Origin of the sequence: Actinophytocola sp., assembly GCF_036402745.1 — a bacterium.
Taxonomy (GTDB): Bacteria; Actinomycetota; Actinomycetes; order Mycobacteriales; family Pseudonocardiaceae; genus Actinophytocola.
The window spans coordinates 24,117-44,184 of record NZ_DASWSJ010000095.1; the positions used below are offsets into that span (position 1 = coordinate 24,117).

Annotated in this window: 19 protein-coding genes; 5 read left to right on the plus strand and 14 right to left on the minus strand. The window is 70.5% G+C overall.

Features of this window, described 5'->3' with window-relative positions; genetic code table 11:
• Positions 1–121: 121 nt before the first annotated feature.
• The 7 genes from xylA to VGD70_RS09360 form a co-directional block, all read right to left on the minus strand.
• On the minus strand, positions 122–1,282 hold the full coding sequence (xylA, locus tag VGD70_RS09330; protein WP_331080139.1) for a xylose isomerase: 1,161 nt from the start codon (positions 1,280–1,282) through the stop codon (positions 122–124).
• On the minus strand, positions 1,279–2,448 hold the full coding sequence (locus VGD70_RS09335; RefSeq protein ID WP_331080141.1) for a Gfo/Idh/MocA family oxidoreductase: 1,170 nt from the start codon (positions 2,446–2,448) through the stop codon (positions 1,279–1,281). Before VGD70_RS09335 ends, xylA begins: the two co-directional genes overlap by 4 nt.
• Before the next feature lie 50 nt (positions 2,449–2,498).
• Positions 2,499–3,551, minus strand: a complete 1,053-nt coding sequence (locus VGD70_RS09340; RefSeq protein ID WP_331080143.1) for a substrate-binding domain-containing protein — start codon at positions 3,549–3,551, stop codon at positions 2,499–2,501.
• 49 nt (positions 3,552–3,600) lie between these two features.
• Positions 3,601–4,578 (minus strand): ABC transporter permease, encoded by a 978-nt coding sequence (locus VGD70_RS09345; RefSeq protein ID WP_414637925.1) that lies wholly within the window; start codon positions 4,576–4,578, stop codon positions 3,601–3,603.
• A gap of 65 nt (positions 4,579–4,643) precedes the next feature.
• Positions 4,644–6,137, minus strand: coding sequence for a sugar ABC transporter ATP-binding protein (locus VGD70_RS09350; RefSeq protein WP_331080174.1), 1,494 nt, complete (start codon positions 6,135–6,137; stop codon positions 4,644–4,646).
• A gap of 47 nt (positions 6,138–6,184) precedes the next feature.
• The gene (locus VGD70_RS09355; RefSeq protein ID WP_331080145.1) at positions 6,185–7,441 is read right to left on the minus strand and encodes an ROK family transcriptional regulator; all 1,257 of its coding nucleotides are present in this window, start codon (positions 7,439–7,441) and stop codon (positions 6,185–6,187) included.
• A gap of 247 nt (positions 7,442–7,688) precedes the next feature.
• Positions 7,689–8,891 carry an ROK family transcriptional regulator gene (locus VGD70_RS09360; protein WP_331080147.1) on the minus strand — a complete coding sequence of 401 codons (1,203 nt, stop codon included), beginning with the start codon at positions 8,889–8,891 and terminating at the stop codon, positions 7,689–7,691.
• A gap of 141 nt (positions 8,892–9,032) precedes the next feature.
• On the opposite strand from VGD70_RS09360, the gene VGD70_RS09365 reads away from it, so the two are divergent.
• Positions 9,033–9,230 carry a YegP family protein gene (locus VGD70_RS09365; protein ID WP_331080149.1) on the plus strand — a complete coding sequence of 66 codons (198 nt, stop codon included), beginning with the start codon at positions 9,033–9,035 and terminating at the stop codon, positions 9,228–9,230.
• 130 nt (positions 9,231–9,360) lie between these two features.
• Positions 9,361–10,674 (plus strand): D-alanyl-D-alanine carboxypeptidase family protein, encoded by a 1,314-nt coding sequence (locus VGD70_RS09370; protein WP_331080152.1) that lies wholly within the window; start codon positions 9,361–9,363, stop codon positions 10,672–10,674.
• A 33-nt stretch (positions 10,675–10,707) separates the two neighbouring features.
• Here VGD70_RS09370 and yhjD read toward each other — a convergent pair whose 3' ends face one another.
• The 4 genes from yhjD to VGD70_RS09390 all read right to left on the minus strand — a co-directional run bounded on the left by yhjD (position 10,708) and on the right by VGD70_RS09390 (position 14,038).
• Positions 10,708–11,745 carry an inner membrane protein YhjD gene (gene yhjD, locus VGD70_RS09375; protein ID WP_414637923.1) on the minus strand — a complete coding sequence of 346 codons (1,038 nt, stop codon included), beginning with the start codon at positions 11,743–11,745 and terminating at the stop codon, positions 10,708–10,710.
• A gap of 45 nt (positions 11,746–11,790) precedes the next feature.
• Entirely contained in the window at positions 11,791–12,840 is a 1,050-nt protein-coding gene (trpS, locus tag VGD70_RS09380; RefSeq protein WP_331080156.1) for a tryptophan--tRNA ligase, read from the minus strand.
• Positions 12,841–12,883: 43 nt separating this feature from the next.
• Positions 12,884–13,138 (minus strand): hypothetical protein, encoded by a 255-nt coding sequence (locus VGD70_RS09385; protein ID WP_331080158.1) that lies wholly within the window; start codon positions 13,136–13,138, stop codon positions 12,884–12,886.
• Positions 13,139–13,387: 249 nt separating this feature from the next.
• Positions 13,388–14,038 (minus strand): HD domain-containing protein, encoded by a 651-nt coding sequence (locus tag VGD70_RS09390; RefSeq protein ID WP_331080160.1) that lies wholly within the window; start codon positions 14,036–14,038, stop codon positions 13,388–13,390.
• Positions 14,039–14,092: 54 nt separating this feature from the next.
• Here VGD70_RS09390 and VGD70_RS09395 point away from each other — a divergent pair, with 54 nt between their 5' ends.
• Positions 14,093–14,824, plus strand: a complete 732-nt coding sequence (locus VGD70_RS09395; RefSeq protein ID WP_331080161.1) for an MBL fold metallo-hydrolase — start codon at positions 14,093–14,095, stop codon at positions 14,822–14,824.
• Between the two features lie 20 nt (positions 14,825–14,844).
• Here VGD70_RS09395 and VGD70_RS09400 read toward each other — a convergent pair whose 3' ends face one another.
• From VGD70_RS09400 to VGD70_RS09410, 3 genes are all read right to left on the minus strand, one after another.
• Entirely contained in the window at positions 14,845–15,195 is a 351-nt protein-coding gene (locus VGD70_RS09400) for an SH3 domain-containing protein (protein ID WP_331080163.1), read from the minus strand.
• 188 nt (positions 15,196–15,383) lie between these two features.
• Complete coding sequence (locus VGD70_RS09405; RefSeq protein WP_331080164.1) at positions 15,384–16,604, minus strand: NADP-dependent isocitrate dehydrogenase; 1,221 nt, start codon at positions 16,602–16,604, stop codon at positions 15,384–15,386.
• 78 nt (positions 16,605–16,682) lie between these two features.
• Positions 16,683–17,246: a GNAT family protein gene (locus VGD70_RS09410; RefSeq protein WP_331080166.1), complete on the minus strand. Its 564-nt coding sequence runs from the start codon at positions 17,244–17,246 to the stop codon at positions 16,683–16,685.
• A 367-nt stretch (positions 17,247–17,613) separates the two neighbouring features.
• Between VGD70_RS09410 and VGD70_RS09415 the strand changes: the two genes are divergently transcribed.
• Both VGD70_RS09415 and VGD70_RS09420 read left to right on the plus strand, forming a co-directional pair.
• Positions 17,614–18,195, plus strand: a complete 582-nt coding sequence (locus tag VGD70_RS09415) for an HhH-GPD-type base excision DNA repair protein (protein WP_331080168.1) — start codon at positions 17,614–17,616, stop codon at positions 18,193–18,195.
• Between the two features lie 307 nt (positions 18,196–18,502).
• A partial coding sequence (locus VGD70_RS09420; protein ID WP_331080170.1) for a nitrate- and nitrite sensing domain-containing protein occupies positions 18,503–20,068 on the plus strand: 1,566 nt, incomplete at its 3' end.

Genomic DNA, 20,068 nt, shown 5'->3' on the forward strand with positions numbered 1-20,068 from the left:
TTCCCTCGCACTGGTACTTTTCTCCTTGTTCTCACCGTAATGGGGACCGCGAGAAGGAATAACTCCTTTCCGTGTACGCGGCGCCGCCTGACGTGACGGGTCGGGCGGCGCCGCCAGAAAATCAGCGGGTGCCGAACAGGTATTCCAGCGCGAGCTGGTCCAGCTTCTCCGCGTGCGCGCCCCGGCTCGCGGCCTCGGCGATGTCCAGCTCCTCCGCGCGCAGGTCCGCGATGGACTCACCGGCCGCCAGGGTGGGCACCGACAGCTCGGGAACCCGGCTGTCCGCAAGGGCCGCGGCCACCTCGTCGTCGGCCCGGAACGCCCGCGACTTCGCCGCCAGGATCAGGTAGTTGCGCATACACGCGGCCGCCGACGCCCAAACGCCCGATTCGTCCTCGGTGCGCGCGGGCTTGAAGTCGAAGTGCCGCGGCCCGTGGTAACCGCCGTGCTCCAGCAAATCGACGAGAAGGAACGCGCTTTTCACATCGCCGTTACCGAATCGCAGATCCTGGTCGTAGCGCGGACCGTTCTGCCCGTTCAGGTCGAGGTGGAACAGCTTCCCGTGCCACAACGCCTGGGCATAACCGTGCACGACCGACATTCCGGCCATCTGCTCGTGCCCGACCTCGGGGTTGAGGCCGACCCGGTCCGAGTCCTCCAGCTCGCCGATGAACGCGATCGCGTGCCCGATCGTCGGCAGCAGGATGTCCCCGCGCGGCTCGTTGGGCTTGGGCTCGAGCGCGAACCGGATGTCGTAGCCCTGCTCCCGGACGTACGCGCACAGGATGTTCAGCGCCTCGGCGTAGCGGTCGAGTGCCGCCCGCACGTCCATGGCCACCGGTGACTCCGCGCCCTCGCGGCCGCCCCACAGCACGTAGGTCTGCGCGCCCAGCTCGGCCGCGAGGTCGATGTTGCGCAGCACCTTGCGCAGCGCGAAGCGCCGGATGTCCCGGTCGTTCGCGGTGAGCGCGCCGTCCTTGAACACCGGGTGGGTGAACAGGTTCGTGGTCGCCATCGGCACCACGAGCCCGGTGGAGTCCAGCGCCTTGCGGAAGCTCGCGATCCGGTTGGCCCGCTCGGTCTCCGCGGCCCCGAAGGGAACCAGGTCGTCGTCGTGGAACGTGACGCCCCACGCGCCGAGCTCGGCGAGCTTCTCCACCGCGTAGGCGGGGTCCATCGGCTCCCGGGTGGCCACGCCGAACGGGTCGACGCCCTGCCAGCCGATGGTCCACAGCCCGAAGCTGAAATGGTCCTCCGGCCTGGGGGTGAAGTCGTCGGTCACTGTGCTGCTCCCGTCTGGATGTCCGTCCACACCGAACCCTGCACCGCGCTGCGCTCGACCGCCTCGAGCACCCGCTGCACCTGCAGCCCGTCCGCGAACGAGGGCCGCGGGTCGGTGCCGTCGGCGATCGCCCGGACCAGGTCGACCACCTCGTGGGTGAAGGTGTGCTCGTAGCCGAGCAGGTGCCCGGGCGGCCACCACGCGCCGACGTAGGGGTGGGTCGGCTCGGTGACGAGGATCCGGCGGAACCCGGCCGAGTCGCCCTCGGAGGAGTCGAAGAACGACAGCTCGTTCATCGACTCGAAGTCGAAGGCCAGGCTGCCGAGCGAGCCGTTGACCTCCACCCGCATCGCGTTCTTGCGGCCGAGCGCGAACCGGGTGGCCTCGTAGCTCGCCACCGCCCCGGAGGCGAACCGGCCGAGGAACAGCGCCGCGTCGTCGACCGTGACGTCGCCGAGCTCACCCGGCGCGCCACCCTCGACCGGTCGCTTGTGGACGAACGTGTTCGTGACCGCGGAGACGCCGGTGAGCAGGTCGCCGACGAGGTACTGGGTGGCGTCGACGATGTGCGCGCCGAGGTCGCCGAGCGCGCCGGAGCCCGCCTTGTCCTTGCGCAGCCGCCAGGCCATCGGCGCCTGCTCGTCGGAGAGCCAGTCCTGCAGGTACACCGCGCGGACGTGCCGCACGGTGCCGAGCCTGCCCTCCTCGATCAGCCTGCGCGCGTAGGCGATCGCGGGCACCCGGCGGTAGTTGAACGCCACCATCGAGCGGACCCCGCGGGCGGCGGCCTGTTCCGCGGCCGCCGCCATCTCCTCCGCCTCGGCGACGGTGTTGGCGAGCGGCTTCTCGCACAGCACGTGCTTGCCCGCGGCGAGCGCCGCGATGGCGATCTCCGCGTGGGTGTCGCCCGGCGTGCAGATGTCCACCAGCTGCACGTCGTCCGACGCGACCAGCTCACGCCAGTCGGTCTGCACGCTCGCCCAGCCGTACTTGGCGGCCGCGGCCTTGGTCCGGGCCAGGTCGCGGCCGCCGAGGACGGCAAGGTGGGGAACCATCGGCAGGTCGAAGAATCGGTGCGCGCTCCGCCACGCGTGGGAGTGCACCGCACCCATGAACGCGTGGCCGACCATGCCGACCCCGATCCGGCCCCCGCTGCCCTCTGTCATCGCTCACCCTCCGTTGGTGTCACAGGTTCGTCGAAGCCCCAGCCCTGAGATCAGGAGTCGAAGCCGATGTCCAGGTAGGAGTCGACGTTCTCCTTGGTCACCACGGCCGAGTAGGTCGTGATGAACGCGGGGATCTCGTGCTCGGCGAAGTCCGTGACACCCTTGTTCTGGCCCAGCAGCCGGGCGAGCGAGATGGCCGTGGACGCCATCGAGGGGCTGTAGAGGACGGTCGCCTTGATGACCGTGCTGTCGGACTTGACGCGGTTCATCATGTCCCGCGAGCCGGCGCCGCCGACCATGATGAACTCGCTGCGGTTGGCCAAGTCGATCGCGGCAATCACGCCGATGCCCTGGTCGTCGTCGTGGTTCCACAGCGCGTCGAGCTTGGACGCGCCCTGCAGCAGGTTCGCCGTCTGCCGCTCGCCGGACTCCGCGGTGAACTCGGCCGCGACCCGCGGGCCGACCTTGAAGCCATGACGCCGCAAGGCGTCCTTGAAGCCCTTGCTGCGTTCCTGGGTCAGCGGCAGCGAGTCGATGCCCGCGACCTCGCCGATGACGGGGTTCGAGACGTTCTTCGACTTCATCTGCTGGGCGATGTAGTCACCGGCGTTGACGCCCATCCGGTAGTTGTCGCCGCCGATCCAGGTGCGGTAGGCGAGCGGCGTGTCGAACACCCGGTCCAGGTTGATCACCGGCACGCCCGAGTCCATCGCCTGCTGGCCGGCCGAGGTCAGCGCCTTGCCGTCGAAGGGAAGGATCACCAGCACGTCGACCTTGCTGTTGAGCAGCGTCTCGACCTGGGCGATCTGCTGGTTGACGTCGTTGGTGCCCTCGGTCGCGTTCAGCGTGACGTCGGAGAACGCCTTGGCCTGCGCCTGCGCGTTCTTCGTGATCGCCGCGATCCAGCCGTGGTCGGCGGCCGGCGCGGAGAAGCCGATCGTCACCGCCTTGCCGGCCTTGGCGTTGTCACCGCCACCGCCGGCCACCTGGTTGGTGTTGGCATTGGCTTGCTCGTTGGAGGTGCAGCCGACGACCAAGGCGCCCGCGCCGAGCGCGGAGGCACCGAGCAGGAACCGGCGGCGGGCCAGGGACGGATCGGACATGGGTACTCCCTTGTACTGTCTGGAATGGACGGTCGGGGGCGGGGCGGGGTCAGGTTTTCCTGGTTCGGGTGGTGCTGTACTGGAGCAGCACCGCGGCGACGATGATCACGCCCTTGGCGATGTTCTGGATGTCGGTCTCGAGGTTGTTCTGGGTGAAGATGCTGTTGACCACGGTGAAGATCAGCACGCCGATGAGCGTGCCGATGAGCGTGCCGCGGCCGCCGGTCAGCAGCGTGCCGCCGATGACGACCGCGGCGATCGCGTCCAGCTCGTAGAACAGGCCGTTGGTCGAGGCGCCCGAGGTGGTGCGGGCGACGACCATGAGCGCGGCGATGCCGCAGCACAGGCCGGCGATGCCGTACACCATCGCGGTGTGCCGCTTGACGTTGATGCCCGCGAGGCGCGCGGCCTCGGCGTTGCCGCCGACCGCGAACGTGCGCCGGCCGAACGTGGTGCGGTTGAGCACCACCCAGCCGACCGCGAAAACCAGGGCGAGCAACCAGATCAGCACGGGGATGCCGAGGATGTCGCCGCGGAAGAAGTCGAGGTAGCCCTGCTGGGTGACCACCTGGGTGCGCCGCCCGGACAGGCGCTCGGCCAGGCCGCGGGCCGAGGCGTACATGGCGAGCGTGGCGATGAACGGCACCAGCCGCCCGTAGGCGATCAGCACGCCGTTGATCAGCCCGGCGCCCAGGCCGACCGCGAGCGCGCACAGCACCATCACGAACGGCCCGTAGGACTGCGTCGCGAGGGTCGTCATCCACACCGACGCGAGCGCGACCATCGAGCCGACGGACAGGTCGATGCCGCCCGAGATGATCACGAACGTCATGCCGACGCTCACCACGCCGATGGCCGCGGCCAGCCGCAGCATCGTGGAGATGTTGCTCTCGGACAGGAACGTGTCCGGCTGGGTGATGTAGCCGACCACGCACAGCGCGATCAGCACGCCGATCAGGATCGCCAGCCGGATGTCCAGCCGCAGCCCGCTCGGCGTCCGCACACCGCCCGTCGGACCGGTCTGCACCGCCTCCCCCTCGAGCGCCGGCTTGGGGTCCACAGTGGAGGATGAGGACTTCTCGTCGACGTCACTCACGCCATCACCTCGCTACCTTCCATGACCATGTCGAGCACGGCCGCCTCGGTCAGTTCGCCCGCCGGCGCCTCGGTGAGCAGGCGGCCCTCACGCATCACGAGCACCCGGTCGGACAGACCGAGCACCTCCGGAACCTCGCTGGACACCAGCACCACCGCGACACCGGCCGACGCCAGCTCGTGGATCAGCCGGTACAGCTCGGCCCGCGCGCCGACGTCGACGCCGCGGGTCGGCTCGTCCAGCAGCAACACCTTGCAGTCACGCACCAGCCAGCGGGCCACCACGGCCTTCTGCTGGTTGCCGCCCGACAGCGTCCGCACGACCCGCCGCGGGTCGGCCGGGCGCAGGTCCAGCCGCTCGAGCGTGGCCCGCGAGTCACGCAGCTCCCGGCCGCGCTCGCTGAACCCGGCCCTGCTGTACTCCGGCAGGCTCGCGAGCGTCACGTTGTCGGCCACCGACTGGTCCAGCAGCAGGCCCTGGCTCTTGCGCTCCTCCGGCGCGAGCCCGACCCCGGCGTTGACCGCGGCGGTGACGCTGCCCGGCCGCAACCGCCTGCCGTTCACCGTCACCGTGCCGGCGTCGGCCTTGCGCGCGCCGAACACGGTCTCCAGCACCTCGCTGCGGCCCGCGCCGACCAGGCCCGCGAGGCCGACGATCTCCCCGGCGTGCACGGTGAAGCTGACGTCGACGAACTCGCTCGCCCTGCTCAGCCCCTCGACCCGGAGCACCTCGTTCGACTCGTCCACAGTGGACACCTCGCGCTTCGGGAAGACCGTCTCCACCATCCGGCCCGACATCAGGTTCACGAGCTCGCTGGTCGGCGTCGTGGCCGCGGGCAGCCCGGAGGCGACCGTGCGGCCGTCCTTGAGCACGGTGACCCGGTGCCCGATCCGGCGGATCTCGTCCAGCCGGTGGGAGATGTAGACGACCGCGACGCCGTCCGCGGTGAGGTCGGCGACGACCCGGAACAGGTTGTCGACCTCGTCGGCGGCGAGCGCGGCGGTCGGCTCGTCCATCACGATCAGCCGGGCGTCGTGGGCGAGCGCGCGGGCCATCGAGACCAGCTGCTGGCCGGCCGCGGACAGCAGGCCGACCTCACGGCCCGGCGGGATCTCCGGGTGGCCGAGCCGGCGCATGATCGCGCGTGCCTCACCCCGCATGTGCCCGCGCCGGGTGAACCCGAACGCGTGCGGCTCGTGGCCGAGGAAGACGTTCTCCGCCACCGAGAGCCCCTCGACCAGGTCGAGCTCCTGGTACATGGTGGCGATGCCCAGCCGCAGCGCCGCCACCGGCGAGCCCAGCGTCGCGGGCGCGCCGCGCCAGACGATCTCGCCCTCGTCCGGCTGGTGCGCGCCGGAGAGCACCTTGATCAGCGTCGACTTGCCGGCGCCGTTCTGGCCCAGCAGGCAGTGCACCTCGCCGGCGCGGACCTCGAGGTCCACCCCGTCCAGCGCACGCACGCCGGGGAAGCTCTTGACGATGCCGGACATCGTCAGGAGCACCTCGGCGTTCTCGTCGGGTCCGCTCCGAAGTTCGGTCACGCGGGAGCCTCCTCGTCGTCGGGCTGGGTGGTCGGTACGACGGTCGGGTCGTCGAGCACCCGGCGCAGCGCGGCGAGCGCCCCGCCGGTCGTGGCGGCGGTGAAGCCGAGCCGCGAGCCGACCACCCGGGCGCCACCCGCGCCCGGGGCCAGCACGTTGGCGACGACCTGGTTGCGGATCGGCTCGACGAGCCACTCGGGCAGCGCCGCGAAGTAGCCGCCGAGCACGACGACGCCCGGGTTGAGCAGGTTGACCAGGATCGACACGCCGAGCCCGAGCGCGGTGCCGATCTGGTGCAGGGCGTCGAGCGTGCGCCGGTCGCGCTGCTCGGCGCGGGAGCGGACGATGCGGGTCCGCTGGTCGAGGTCGAGCGTGGGGTCGCGGACCGGGTCGTCGGGGTCGGCGCACGCGTGCAGCAGCGCGCCGAGGCCGACCTGGGTCTCCCAGCAGCCGCGCCGCCCGCAGGAGCAGTACGGGCCGAGCGGGTCCATGGCCATGTGCCCGATCTCGCCGGCGAACCCGATGGAGCCGCGGACCAGCCGGCCGCCGGAGATCACGCCGCCGCCGATGCCGAAGTCGCCGGTGAGGTAGACGAGGTCGGTGACGTCGCGGTCCTGGCTCCCGCTCATGGCGGCGAGCTCGGCCTCCGCACCGAGGTTCGCGTCGTTGTCGACGGCGATGTGGTCCAGCGGCAGCCCGGTCCGCGCGGCGAGCCCGTCGGCGACGTTGACGTCGCGCCAGCGCAGCCGGGGCGCGAAGGTGACGACGCCGGCGTCCCGGTCGACCAGCCCGGGGATGGAGATCGTGACGCCCACCGGCGGGCCGACGCTGCCCTTGACCTCGGCGAGCGCGGTGTTGGCGAGGTCGGCGAGCTGGTCGATCGCGCGCTCGGGCCCCACGGCCGGCACGTCGCAGGCCACCCGGCGCTGGAAGAGGAGCTCCCCGGCGAGGTCGGTGACCGCCGCGCCGACGTGGCCGACGTGCACGTCGAGCCCGATGCCGCACACGCTCGTCGGCCGCAGGTCCACGAGCTGGCCCGGCCGCCCCTGCCCGCCCGCGGAGACGCCGGCGGAGTGCACGAGCCCGCGCAGCTCGAGGTCGGTGACCAGGCTGGAGACGGTCGCCTTCGACAGCCCGGAGCGCACCGCGAGCTGGGCCCGGGACAGCGCGCCGTGCTCGCGCAGCGTCCGGACGAGCAGCGCGAGGTTCCCCCTGCGCAGACCCGCCTGGTCCACGGGGCGGCTTTGGCCCACCGGTGCTCCACTTCGTTGAGGGCCCGATCTAAAGTCGGTGCTCTAACTCACAAGGAAGCCTCTCCTAGCGCCGTTAATGCTCGCAATACCCCATTTGGCGCAACATCTGGATCGATCTTTCGGCCTGTTTCGTCAAAAGTAGTGCTGGTTCCAGACGAAGTGAGGGACTTTGACTAGATACCGCACTAATTTGGCGAGCACCTCACCACGCGCGCGGGCGGGCCCGGGCGCGTGCGGGCGGGTGCGATCAGTTGACGGCCGAGAAGGCGCGGTCGGTGGCCGACCACGCGGCGCCGGTGACGCCGGCCAGCTCGCCCAGCTCGGACAGCACGATCGGCAGGTTCCCGGTGGCCAGCGGCAGCGAGCGCCGGTAGACGGAGCTCCGCACCTCGGCCAGCAGCGGGTGCCCGAGCCGGGACACGCCACCGCCGATGACGACCATGCCCGGGTTGAGGAAGCTGACCAGCGACGCGACGACGTGGCCGAGCCGCCGGCCGCCCTCGCGCACGAGGTTGGCGGCGGCGAAGTCCCCGGCGACGGCGGCCTCGCCGACGTCCTGCGCGCTGAGCTTGCCGTGCGCGGTGAGCGCCTCGGCGAGCATGGCGGACCGGCCGCTGCGGGCCAGCGTGAGCGCGTCGCGGGCGAGCGCGGCGCCACCGAAGTACGCCTCCAGGCAGCCGACCTCCCCGCACGCGCACGCGGGCCCGTAGTCGTCGAGCCGGATGTGCCCGATGTCGCCCGCCGTGCCGGCCACCCCGCGGTAGACCCGGCCGCCGAGCACGATGCCGCAGCCGATACCCGTGCCGACCTTGACGAAGATGAGGTCGTCGAGCGAGCGGGCGACGCCGGCGTGCCGCTCGCCGAGCGCCATCACGTTCACGTCGTTGTCGACGGTGACCGCGCAGCCCCACCTGCCGGCGAGCTCGTCGCGCACGGGGTAGCGGTCCCACCCGGGCATGATCGGCGGCGCCACCGGCATGCCGTCACGGAAGCTCACCGGGCCGGGCAGGCCGATGCCCGCGCCGATGAGCCGGCCGGGTGCCTTGTCGAGCACGCGGTCGGCGAGGTCCATGACCAGGCCGAGGACGGGGCTGGGCCCCAGCCGCACCTCGCAGTCCTCGCTCTGGCTCGCGAGCACCTCGCAACGCCCGTCGGTGACCGCGACGTTGACCGACGTGGCCCCCACGTCGGCGGCGACGAACCGCAGGTCGTCGGCGAGGTGGACGAGCGTGGAGCGGCGCCCGCCGCGGCTGGCGGCCGGGCCGCCGATCTCGACCAGGCCTGAGTCGACGAGCCTGGTGAGCTCGCCGGTGAGCTTGGCCCTGGGCAGCTCGAGCCGCTCCCCGAGCGCCACCCGGGACATCGGCCCTTCGTCACGCAGCAGCGCCAGCAGCCTCGACTGCTGACGGGAGCCGACCCCAGGCTGCTGACCGGCATTCGGTGCACTCATGGGCCGTCTCCTCGCCGACGTCTTCTCCGTCAATTTAACCCCCGTTCGCGTACGGCCGACGTAGACTTCGGCGCCCCGCGACCCCGGTCCCCACCTGGCCGCGGTGTGAGTCGACCAAAACCACGGCATCTGGAGATGAGCATGGCGGCTAGGTTCGAGATCTACAGCGACGCGAAGGGCGAGTTCCGGTTCCGCCTCAAGGCCGGCAACGGCGAGATCGTGGCGACCGGCGAGGGCTACAAGACCAAGCCGGGCGTCATCAACGGCGTCGACGCGGTCAAGCGCGCCGCCGCGGAGGCCGAGATCGACGACAAGACGGACGAGAAGTCCAACGCCTGACTCGTCTGAATTTCACTCCGACGGGGGCTTTACCGCCAGTGTGCAGGTAGAGCCCCCTTCGTGTTGGTTCCGTGTGGTGCGCGGAGGGTCGGCGCGAGGGGAACCGGCCTCAGGCCCTACGCTGGCCCTCGTGCGTCACGCAACCGCCAGGTTCGTTCCCGCCTTCGTCCTGTCGCTGTGTGCCCTGGTCATCGCGGCTGTGGTGGCCGCTCCGGGCGCGTCGGCCGGGACGCGGTACGGCCGCAAGGCCCAGCCGCAGAGCGAGGATCAGCGAGGGGCGTGCCAAGCCCGCCAGCTGCCCCCGGCGCCCATCGACACCTCGGAGGAGCCGGCCCCCGGCGAGCCCAGCCCCGAACCACTTCCCGTCCCGGAAGACCCGGTCGGGGGAGCACGAATGGGTGACTGCGGCATCGTCCACCCCGAGGGCGCACCGGCCCCGCCCGCCGGTCTCTCCGCGGCGACGTGGGCCATCACCAACCTCGACTCCGGCGACGTCCTTGCCGCCAAGGACCCGCACGCCCGCGAGCGGCCGGCGTCGCTGATCAAGAACCTGCTGGCCATCGTCGTCATTCGTGAGCTCCGCCCGGAGACCGAGGTCACCGGCACGCAGGAGGACGCGAACCAGGAGGGCACGAAGGTCGGCATCGGCCCCGGCGGCAAGTACACGGTCGACAAGCTGCTGCACGCGCTGATCATGCGCTCGGGCAACGACGCGGCGTGGGCCCTGGCCCGCACGCTCGGCGGCGTCGACGTGGCGCTGGAGAAGATGAACGCGCTGGCCAACGAGCTGGGCGCGCTGGACACTCGCGCGGCCACCCCGTCCGGCCTCGACGGCCCCGGGATGACGACGTCGGCCTACGACCAGAGCCTGATCTTCCGCGCCGCGATGAAGTACGACGAGTACGCCAACGCCGCCACCACCCGGTCGATCGACTTCCCGGGCTTCGCCGGCAAACCAGGCTTCCAGGTCAACAACGACAACCGGCTGCTCAACAGCTACGACGGCTTCCTGGGCGGCAAGACGGGCTTCACCGACGACGCCCGGCACACCTACGTCGGCGGTGCCGAGCGCGACGGCAAGCGGCTGGCGGTGGTTCTGCTGCGCGGCGAGCGCAACGCGGGCCCGCTGGCCGAGCAGGGCGCCAAGCTCCTCGACTACGGCTTCACCCTGGCGGCCTCCGGTGCCCGCCCGGTGGGCCAGCTGGTCGACCGGGCCCCCGAAGCCCAGCCGAAGAAGGACGCGAGCCAGAACAACGGCAAGAACGACGCCGTCAAGGCCCCCCTGACGGAAGCGGCGACGGCGTCGGCCGACTCGGCGCGCTCGGCCTTCGGCAACGTGGGCCTGCCGCTGGTGGTCCTGGCAGGCGTAGCGGTCCTGGTGACGATGGCGATGTGGTTGCGCCGCCGCAGAGCCCGCGTCGCCCGCGCGAACCGCACCATGTGAGGTCGGCTCGGCCTCTTCAGGGCCGAGCCGCTCTCACTCGCCGCCTTGTGCGTCATGACTTCGTGTTCGCCTACGCCACAACAGGCCTAGCACCGCGCCCGCTCCCACCAAGCCCGCCACGTCTCTGAGTCTCGGCGCCCGGCGCACCTCCATCACCGGCCGGATGACCGCGGGTGGCGGCGGTTGCGGGACGGCCGGCGGCAGGTTCTCCCGCGCCGTCGCCGTCCACGCCGTGATGAACAGCAGGAACCGCGACACCAGGTTCGCGAACACCAGCAGACCGATGATCGGCCCGAAGAGCTGGCCCGCCGGGGTGCCCATCACGCTCTGCAGGTAGATGGTGAAGACCTGCTTGAGGATCTCGAACCCGACCGCCGCGGCGGCCGCGCCGCGCATCGCCGAGCGGACGCCCACCTTCTCGCGTGGCAGCCGGGAGATCACCCAGAGGAACACCAACCAGTTCGCCACCAGCGACAGGACGATCGTCGCCACGCGGAGCACGAACACCGCCCACGCGTCGTCGTCCAGGCCCATCCAGTTCAGCAGCAGCGTGCCCAGCCCGCTGCCGGCGGCGGTCAGTCCGAACGAGACGGCCAGCGCCAAACCCAGGCCCAGCAAGGAGAGCAGGTCCGACGCCGACTTCTTGAGAAACGGCCGCGGCTTGTTCTCCAGCCCCCACTGGGCGGTGAGCGCGTCGCGGAGGTTGCTCATCCAGCCGAGGCCGGAGTACGCGGCGGCGAGCAGCCCCAGCACCCCGACCGCGCTGCGGGACTCGATGGCCTGGTCGACGACCTTGTTGATCGTCGGGCCGAGGCCGGACGGGACGGCGGAGCTGATGCCGTTCTTCAGCTCCCTGAGCATGTCCGGGTTGCCGGCGAGCACGAACCCGGCGACCGCGAACGCGATCATGATCAGCGGGAACAGCGACAGCACGCTGAAGTAGGTGATCGCGGCGGCGTAGTGGTTGCCGTACCGCTCGGTGAACGCCTCGTTGGCACGGACCAGATGATCGAGCCACGGCCGCTTCTCGCGTTGCCTGCTCAGAAAGGATTCCTTCGCCGCCACAGCCAAACGCTAGCCTCGACCATCCCGCGCCGCAGCGCGAAACGGGCCTGTTCAGCCCGCCGACGCCGGCACGAACCCGAGCCGGTCGTAGGCCCGCGCGAGCGTCACCGACGTGACCTCGCGGGCCCGCTCGGCGCCCCTGGCAAGGATCTTGTCCAGCTCGGCGGTGTCGTCGAGGTAGGCCCGCACCCGTTCCTGCACCGGCACCACGAACTCCACGAGCGCCTCGCTGACGGCCTTCTTGAGGTCGCCGTAGCCCTTGCCGGCGAGCTCGTCGGTGAGCTCGGCCAGCGGCCGGCCGGTCAGCGCGGCGTGGATGGCCAGGAGGTTGGACACGCCGGGCTTGTTCTCCGGGTCGTAGACGATCTCGCGGCCGGTGTCGGTGACCGCGGAGCGGATCTTCTTCGCGGAGACCTTCGGGTCGTCGAGGAGGTCCACGATGCCGCCGGGCGACGAGGAGGACTTGCTCATCTTCGCCGTCGGGTCCTGCAGGTCGTAGATCTTGGCGGCTTCCTTGAGGATGTAGGGCTCGGGCACGGCGAACGTCTTGCCGAAGCGGCTGTTGAAGCGCTGCGCGAGGTCGCGGGTGAGCTCGAGGTGCTGGCGCTGGTCCTCGCCGACCGGCACGTACTTCGCCTGGTAGGCAAGGATGTCCGCGGCCTGCAGCGCCGGGTAGCCGAAGAGCCCGAGGCTCACCCGCTCGGCCTGCTGCTTGGCGGACTTGTCCTTGAACTGCGTCATCCGGCTGGCCTCGCCGAACCCGGTGAGGCACTGCATCACCCAGCCGAGCTGCGCGTGCTCGGGAACGTGGCTCTGCACGAACAGCGTGGCGCGGTCGGGGTCGATGCCCAGCGCGAGCAGCTGCGCGGCCGAGACCCGGGTGCGCTTGCGCAGCAGCTTGGGGTCGTGCTCGACGGTGATCGCGTGCAGGTCGACCACGCAGTAGAACGTGTCGTAGCTGTCCTGCAGCGCGACCCACTGGCGCACCGCGCCGAGGTAGTTGCCGAGGTGGAACGAGTCGGCCGTCGGCTGGATTCCGGACAGGACCCGCGGGCGGGCCGCCGGCTGCGTCCCTGCTTGCGCCTCAGTTTGCGTCGACACGAGCCGAATTCTCCCAGAAGCGTCCGGCCGGGCGACGGGCGAGTCAGGCCGCGCGCTCGGGCGCGGCCGGCTCGGGCGTGGTCGACGGGTTGGCCGCGGGCAGCGCGGCGCCACCGGCCTCGCGGCGACGGTGCCGCAGCAGGCCGACGATCAGCCCGCCGAACCCGAGCGCCACGGCGGTGATGCCCACCGGACCCACGGGGAAGGCCATGGCCTGCGCGGCGGCCTCGTTGGCGGCAAGGGTCGTCGCCGACGCCGCCTGCCCCGCCGCGACCAGCGCGACGAGGGCTCCGACCATGACCACACTCACTCGAACCAGCTTGCTCGTCATCGCCGCTCGCGTACGGGCGGCCTTCAGGGCAACTCGGTTGCGCACTGGTGCGCCTCCTGCGCTCGTCACCGTCGTAGTACCCCGATAGGGGGTCATGACCGGGAAAACCTACCGACTGTGCGACCCGTGAGGGCGCCGTTAGTCCGATCGGTCACCGCGCAGGAGCGTAGCCCCGTCTGTGCCCACGGTCACCCGGGGGGTGCCCACGGTGTCGATCTAGCTGGTGGGCGCCGCGGGCCGCACCCAACCGCGCCGCTCGCCCTCGTCGATGATCGTCCGCGCGGCCTCGCCGAGCGGGCCGGACGCCTCCCGCACGGTGGACTTGCGGGCCCGGACGACGTCCGCGGTGACGCCCGGCGTCCGCCACGTGCCGCCCTTCGCCATCCAGTTCAGCAGCAGCGGCTCGAGCCGGTCCATGGCCTTGGCGAAGCGCGCCTCGGGGGTCTCGCGTGCCTCGAACTCGTCCCAGAGCGCCCTGATCTCACGTTCCTGGTCCCTCGGCAGCAGGCCGAAGAGCCGGTCGGCGGCCGCCTGCTCCCGCGCGACCTGGGTCTGCGCGCCGACGGTGTCGTAGAGCGGCGTGTCCCCGGCGTAGATCTCCACGAGGTCGTGCACGACGACGAGCTTGATCGTGTGCCCGACGTCGATCGGCTCGTCGGCGTGCTCGGCGAGCAGGATCACCATGAGCGCGAGGTGCCACGAGTGCTCGGCGTCGTTCTCCCGCCGCTCGGCGGCCACGAGCGGCGACTGCCGCAGCACGGTCTTGAGCCGGTCCACCTCGATGAGAAACGTGAGCTGCGTGGCGATCCGGGCATCGAGCCCGGCCGGCAGGGGGTTGCGCTCGGAGAGCAAGGAGTCGACATCCACGCCACCGACCCTCTCAACCGCCCACACCGCGGGGCAACCGGGTTAACTGGGCCGGTGAAGGTCACGATCCTCGGCTCCTGCGCCGCCTGGCCCGAGCCCGGCCGCGCCTGCAGCGGCTACCTCGTCGAGCACGAGGGCTTCCGGCTCGTCCTCGACCTCGGGTTCGCCACCCTGCCCCGGCTCCTCCAGCTCTGTCCTAACGGGACGGTCGACGCCGTCGTCATCACCCACCGGCACACCGACCACTGCGTCGACCTCAACGGCCTGCTCCGCGTCCGCCACCACGGCGAGCGCCGGCTCCCCAGCATCCCGCTCCTGTGCGGCCCGGACGTCGCGGCCCTCGTCGACTCCCTCGAGCCCGCGCCGCGCCTCACCGAGCTCTTCGACGTCGACGACCTCGCCGGCCACCACCGCCTCGGCCCGTTCCGTGTGGACACGACCGAGCTGCCGCATCACGTGCCCAACCTGGGGGTCCGGCTCAGCACGCCGACCCGGTCGCTGGCCTACACCGGCGACACCGGCCCGAGCCCGAAGCTGGCCGAGCTCGGCGCCGGCGCGGACCTCTTCATCATGGAGGCGACCCTGCAGGAGGAACCACCGGAGCCCAGGTACCTGCTCACCGCCCGCGAGGCCGGCCACTGGGCGGCGCGGGCCAACGCGAAACGCCTGCTGCTCACCCACTTCTGGCCCGGCAGCGACCGGGGCGTCTCACTGCGCCAGGCCGCCGAGACCTACCAGGGCGAGCTCATCGCGGCCGACGAGGGCCTCGTCGTCGAACTCGACTGACGGCTCGACTGACGGCTCGACTAACACTGCCTGCCCTGGACGGTGTGCACGTACCGGACCGACACCCACCGGCCGTCGACCAGCTTGCGGAAGCCGTTCTGCACGACCTTGGCCGCGTCGGCCTCCTCGCCGAGGCCGAGCTGGTCGACGACGTTCTTCGGGTCCAGCGCGGGCGCGGACCGGACGTTGAGCCCGTCGACGGTGGACGCGACGCGGCACTGCGCGGTGCCCGTGCCCGCCGTCGGGTCCGTGCCGTTGCGGCTCTCCTCCTGCCGCTTCTGCGCGCCCATGGCGTACAACGCGAGCACTCCTGCCAGCAAGGCCACCGCGATCAGGGTGCGCTTGCCGCTCCACTTCAGCTTCAGCTTCACCGGAACCGCTCCCTACAAGACCGACCTGTGCACCAGATATAGCTCAGCCCGCTCGAGTTGGGAACGAACGCGGCGACAAACCACTCGCTGAGCCCAACGCTCGTGCGAGGGAACCACGTTCCGTCACCGCACGTGCAGATGCCCCGGAAGCCGCAGGTCACGCGGCCGCCGGGGCATCCGGAGAGTGATCAGGCGGAAGCCATCCGCTTCTGCAGGTTCTCGTCCAGCGTCGCGAGGAACCCTTCGGTGGTCTGGAACTCCTGGTCCTTGCCGATCAGCAGGGCCAGGTCCTTGGTCATCTTGCCGCTCTCGACGGTCTCGATGACGACCTTCTCGAGCGTCTCGGCGAAGGCGATGACCTCGGGCGTCCCGTCCTGCTTGCCGCGTGCCTCGAGGCCCCGGGTCCACGCGAAGATCGACGCGATCGGGTTGGTCGAGGTCGGCTTGCCGGCCTGGTGCTGGCGGTAGTGCCGGGTGACCGTGCCGTGCGCGGCCTCGGCCTCGACCTTGCCGTCCGGCGTCATCAGCACCGAGGTCATCAGGCCCAGCGAGCCGAAGCCCTGCGCGACCGTGTCGGACTGGACGTCACCGTCGTAGTTCTTGCACGCCCAGACGTAGCCGCCCTCCCACTTCAGCGCGGCGGCGACCATGTCGTCGATGAGCCGGTGCTCGTAGGTGAGGCCCTTGGCGTCGAAGTCGGCCTTGAACTCGGCGTCGAAGATCTCCTGGAACACGTCCTTGAACATGCCGTCGTAGGCCTTGAGGATCGTGTTCTTGGTCGACATGTAGACCGGGTACTCGCGCTCGAGGCCGTAGCGCAGCGAGGCGCGCGCGAAGTCCTCGATGGACTTGCGGAAGTTGAACATTCCCATGGCGACGCCGCCGCCCTCGGGGAACTTCGCGACCTGGAGCTCGATCGGCTCGGAGCCGTCCTCCGGCGTGTAGCTGATGGTCAGCGTGCCGGGACCGGGGACCTTGAAGTTGGTCGCCTTGTACTGGTCGCCGTGCGCGTGGCGGCCGATGATGATCGGCTTGGTCCAGCCGGGCACCAGCCGCGGGATGTTGGAGATGACGATCGGCTCGCGGAAGATCACGCCACCGAGGATGTTGCGGATCGTGCCGTTGGGCGAGAGCCACATCTTCTTCAGGCCGAACTCCTCGACCCGCGCCTCGTCCGGGGTGATCGTGGCGCACTTCACGCCGACCCCGTGCTTGGCGATGGCGTTCGCCGCGTCCACGGTGACCTGGTCGTCGGTGGCGTCCCGGTGCTCGATGCCCAGGTCGTAGTACTCCAGGTTGACGTCCAGGTACGGGTGGATCAGCTTGTCCTTGATGAACTGCCAGATGATGCGGGTCATCTCGTCGCCGTCGAGCTCGACGATCGTCCCCTGGACCTTGATCTTGGCCATATGCCGGGATGCTCCTCTCGCGTCCTCATTGCGCGCGCGTACGCCTGTTCAGCCCACCCAAACGGTACACGCGTACTGCTAGCGACGCGCCGCGGCCCACTCGTCGGCCAACATCGCGTAGACGATCTCGTCGGTCCACTCGCCCTTCACGATCTCGTTCCGCACGAAGTGGGCCTCGCGGCGCATCCCGAGCTTGGCCATGAGGTTCGCCGACGCGGTGTTGCGCCCGTCGCAGCGGCCGATGACCCGGTGCAGCCCCAGCCCGTCGAAGCCGAGCCGCAGCATCTCGACCGCGGCCTCGCGGGCGTAGCCGTGGCCGTGGTGCGCGGGGTTGAACACGAAGCCGAACTCGCCCTGCCGGTTGGCCACCGAGAGCCAGCGCAGGTTCACCTCGCCGATCAGCTCCCCGGTCTCCTGGAGCAGGACCGCCAGCACGAGGATGTCGCCCTCGTTGCGCAGCGCGGGCACCGCGATCCGGTTCCGCAGCGACGCGGCCGTCGACGCGCGGTCGCGCGGGTCCCAGTACAGGTAGCGGGTGACCTCGGGGAGGCGCTGGTAGGCGTGGAGCGCGTCGAGGTCGTTCTCGGCGAAGGGGCGCAGGGTCAGGCGGTCGGTCTCGATCGGGTAGTCAGGTGCCAGCACGTAGGCAACGGTAGGTGCCCTCTCCCGATCGGCGTAGCCGGTTTCCCTCAGCGCGGCAGGTACAGCAGGCGGCGCTGCCGCCGGTTGCGCGCCAGCACGTTGCGGGTGACGCGGATCGACAGCGAGCCGAGGAGCACCGAGGCCAGGAGTTTCATGCACCTCAGGATGACCACGCAACGCACGAAAGTCGTCACCATGAGCGAGACATCCACCGTGCACCACCCGACGTACACCGACCCGGCGACATACGCTCACCGCGGTAGGCACTCGACGCGGTCGAGCCGTGGCAGTTCGTGCCGGGCACGCCGGCGGCAGCGGCTCGCGGCCGTCAAGGCGGGCGCGGTAGGCCACATGCCATGATGGCGCCATGGCGATCTGGCTGACCGAGAACCCCGAGGCCAACGAGTTGCTCGAGCGGGAGCCGCTGGCCCTTCTCACCGGCATGCTGCTCGACCAGCAGATCCAGATCGAGGTCGCGTTCGCCGGGCCCAAGAAGATCCTCGACCGCATGGGCTCCTTCGACGCGCGCACCATCGCCGAGTACGACCAGGAGAAGTTCGTCGCGCTCTGCTCCACGCCGCCGGCCATCCACCGGTTCCCCGGGTCGATGGCCAAGCGCGTGCAGGCGCTGTGCCAGGCCCTCGTCGAGGAGTACGACGGCAGCGCCGAGAACGTCTGGACCCAGGGCGGCCCCAATGGCGCCGAGGTCCTCAAGCGACTCAAGGCCCTCCCCGGCTTCGGCGAGGCCAAGGCCAAGATCTTCCTCGCCCTCCTCGGCAAGCAGCGCAGCCTCAAGGCCACCGGCTGGCAGAAGGCCTCGGGCGACTACGCCAAGAAAGGCGTCTTCCTCAGCGTCGCCGACATCACCGACCAGGCAAGCCTGCAGAACGTGCGCGCCCACAAGAAGGAGATGAAGGCCGCCGCCAAGGCCGCGAAGGCCCAGGCCTGACGGACTCGGCAGAACGAACCCGGCCGAGTTCGACCGTTCGGCCCCATTCTCACCCGGGCGCGCGCCAGAATTTGTCCGGCAACAATGGCAAGTATTACCATCCGCGCACGACGGAACACTTTTCGTCGCCAGCAGCGCATACATTTTCCGACCGCGGCGGTAAATCCGGATCGATCCGGACAACCGCCGTTGATTCTTGTTGGTGTCTTTCCGTCTCCGTTTGTATACCGCGAAATAGCACCGAAACCGGTATTTGACTACGTGACCGGGGGTGTTTACCGTTCTCGCGGGTCCGGAGGGTGACTCGGTGCGTGCGGAACCCAAGCTGTTTGAGGCGACCCAGCCGGAAGGAAAGCGGACCGCGGTGAACAAGACGCCCATCCGGCGTGGCCGGGCCCTGTCAATTCGGACACGCGTGCTCACGATCGCGCTCGTCCCCTGCATCGTATTTCTCCTCGCGGGCGTCGCCGGCGCCGGCTATTTGATCTACGACGCCGCCAAGACCAGGAACTACTTCGACCTCGCGAGCCAGGCGCAGCGCGACGCCCTGCCGCTGATCGTCTCGCTGCAGGAGGAGCGCCGGCTGACCCTGCGCCGGCTGGCGAGCTACGGCACGTTCCAGTCCGACCTGCTCAAGCAGCGCGCCAAGACCGACGCGGTCGCCGGCCAGGTCACCACGAGCCTCAGCCAGCTCTCCGATGTCGCGCCCGATTCGGTCAAGCGGGACGTCGCCGAGTTCTCCACGCTGATGACCCGGCTGCCGGAGCTGCGCGTCCGCGTCGACGGCGCCCAGGTCGGCATCGGCGAGTCGTTCGCCTTCTACAACCGGATCGTCGACCAGTTCATCGACGGCATCCAGGGCCTCGCCCAGTTCGGCCCGGACGCCGAGTCGGCCTACCTCCTGCAGGTCGCCGTCGGGCCGCTGCTCACCGCGGCCGACCAGATGCAGCGCGCGGACGCCCTGGCCGCGGCCAACCTGATCGGCGGCGGGCTCACCGACGTCGACTTCCGCACCTACCAGGGCCTCGTCAGCGCCTACCACCTGCAGCTGGAGAACAGCATCCGGCTGGCGGACCCGGCTCTGCAGGCCCGGTACGCCAAGATCAAGGAAGGCCCCGCCTGGCAGCGGCTGGTGTCCGTCGAGGACGTCCTGCTGCGCGGCGGCAACGAGCTCCCGATCAGCGAGGACCTCTGGCGCGCCGCCGCCCGCGACATCGGCGACCAGCTGGTGGGCCTGCTCACCACCCAGGCGCGCAGCACGATCGCGATCTCGCTGGACAAGGTCAACAGCACGCTGACCCGCTCGATCATCGCCGGCGTGCTGGTGCTGCTGCTCACCGCCGCGGTGTTCGTGTTCGCGCTGCGGACCTCGCGCCGGCTCATCGACCGCCTCACCCGGCTGCGGCGCGAGACCCTCGACCTCGCCGAGACCAAGCTGCCCGCGATGGTCGAGAAGGTCCGCGCCGGCCAGGACGTCACGCTCGACGACTCGGTCCGCCTGGTCGACCACGGCAGGGACGAGATCGGCGAGGTGGCCGACGCGTTCAACAAGGCCCAGCAGACCGCGGTCGCCGCGGCGGTGCAGGAGGCGAAGACCAGGGAGGGCACCAAGACGGTGTTCCTCAACATCGCCCACCGCAGCCAGGTCATCGTGCACCGGCAGCTGAAGGTGCTCGACGCGGCCGAGCGCAAGCAGGAGGACCCGGACCAGCTGGACACGCTGTTCCAGCTCGACCACCTCTCGACCCGCGCCCGCCGCAACGCCGAGAACCTGATCATCCTCGGCGGCGGGCAGCCGGGCCGGCAGTGGCGCAACCCGGTCGGGCTGGCCGAGCTGGTCCGCGGCGCGTCCGCCGAGACCGAGGACTTCGCC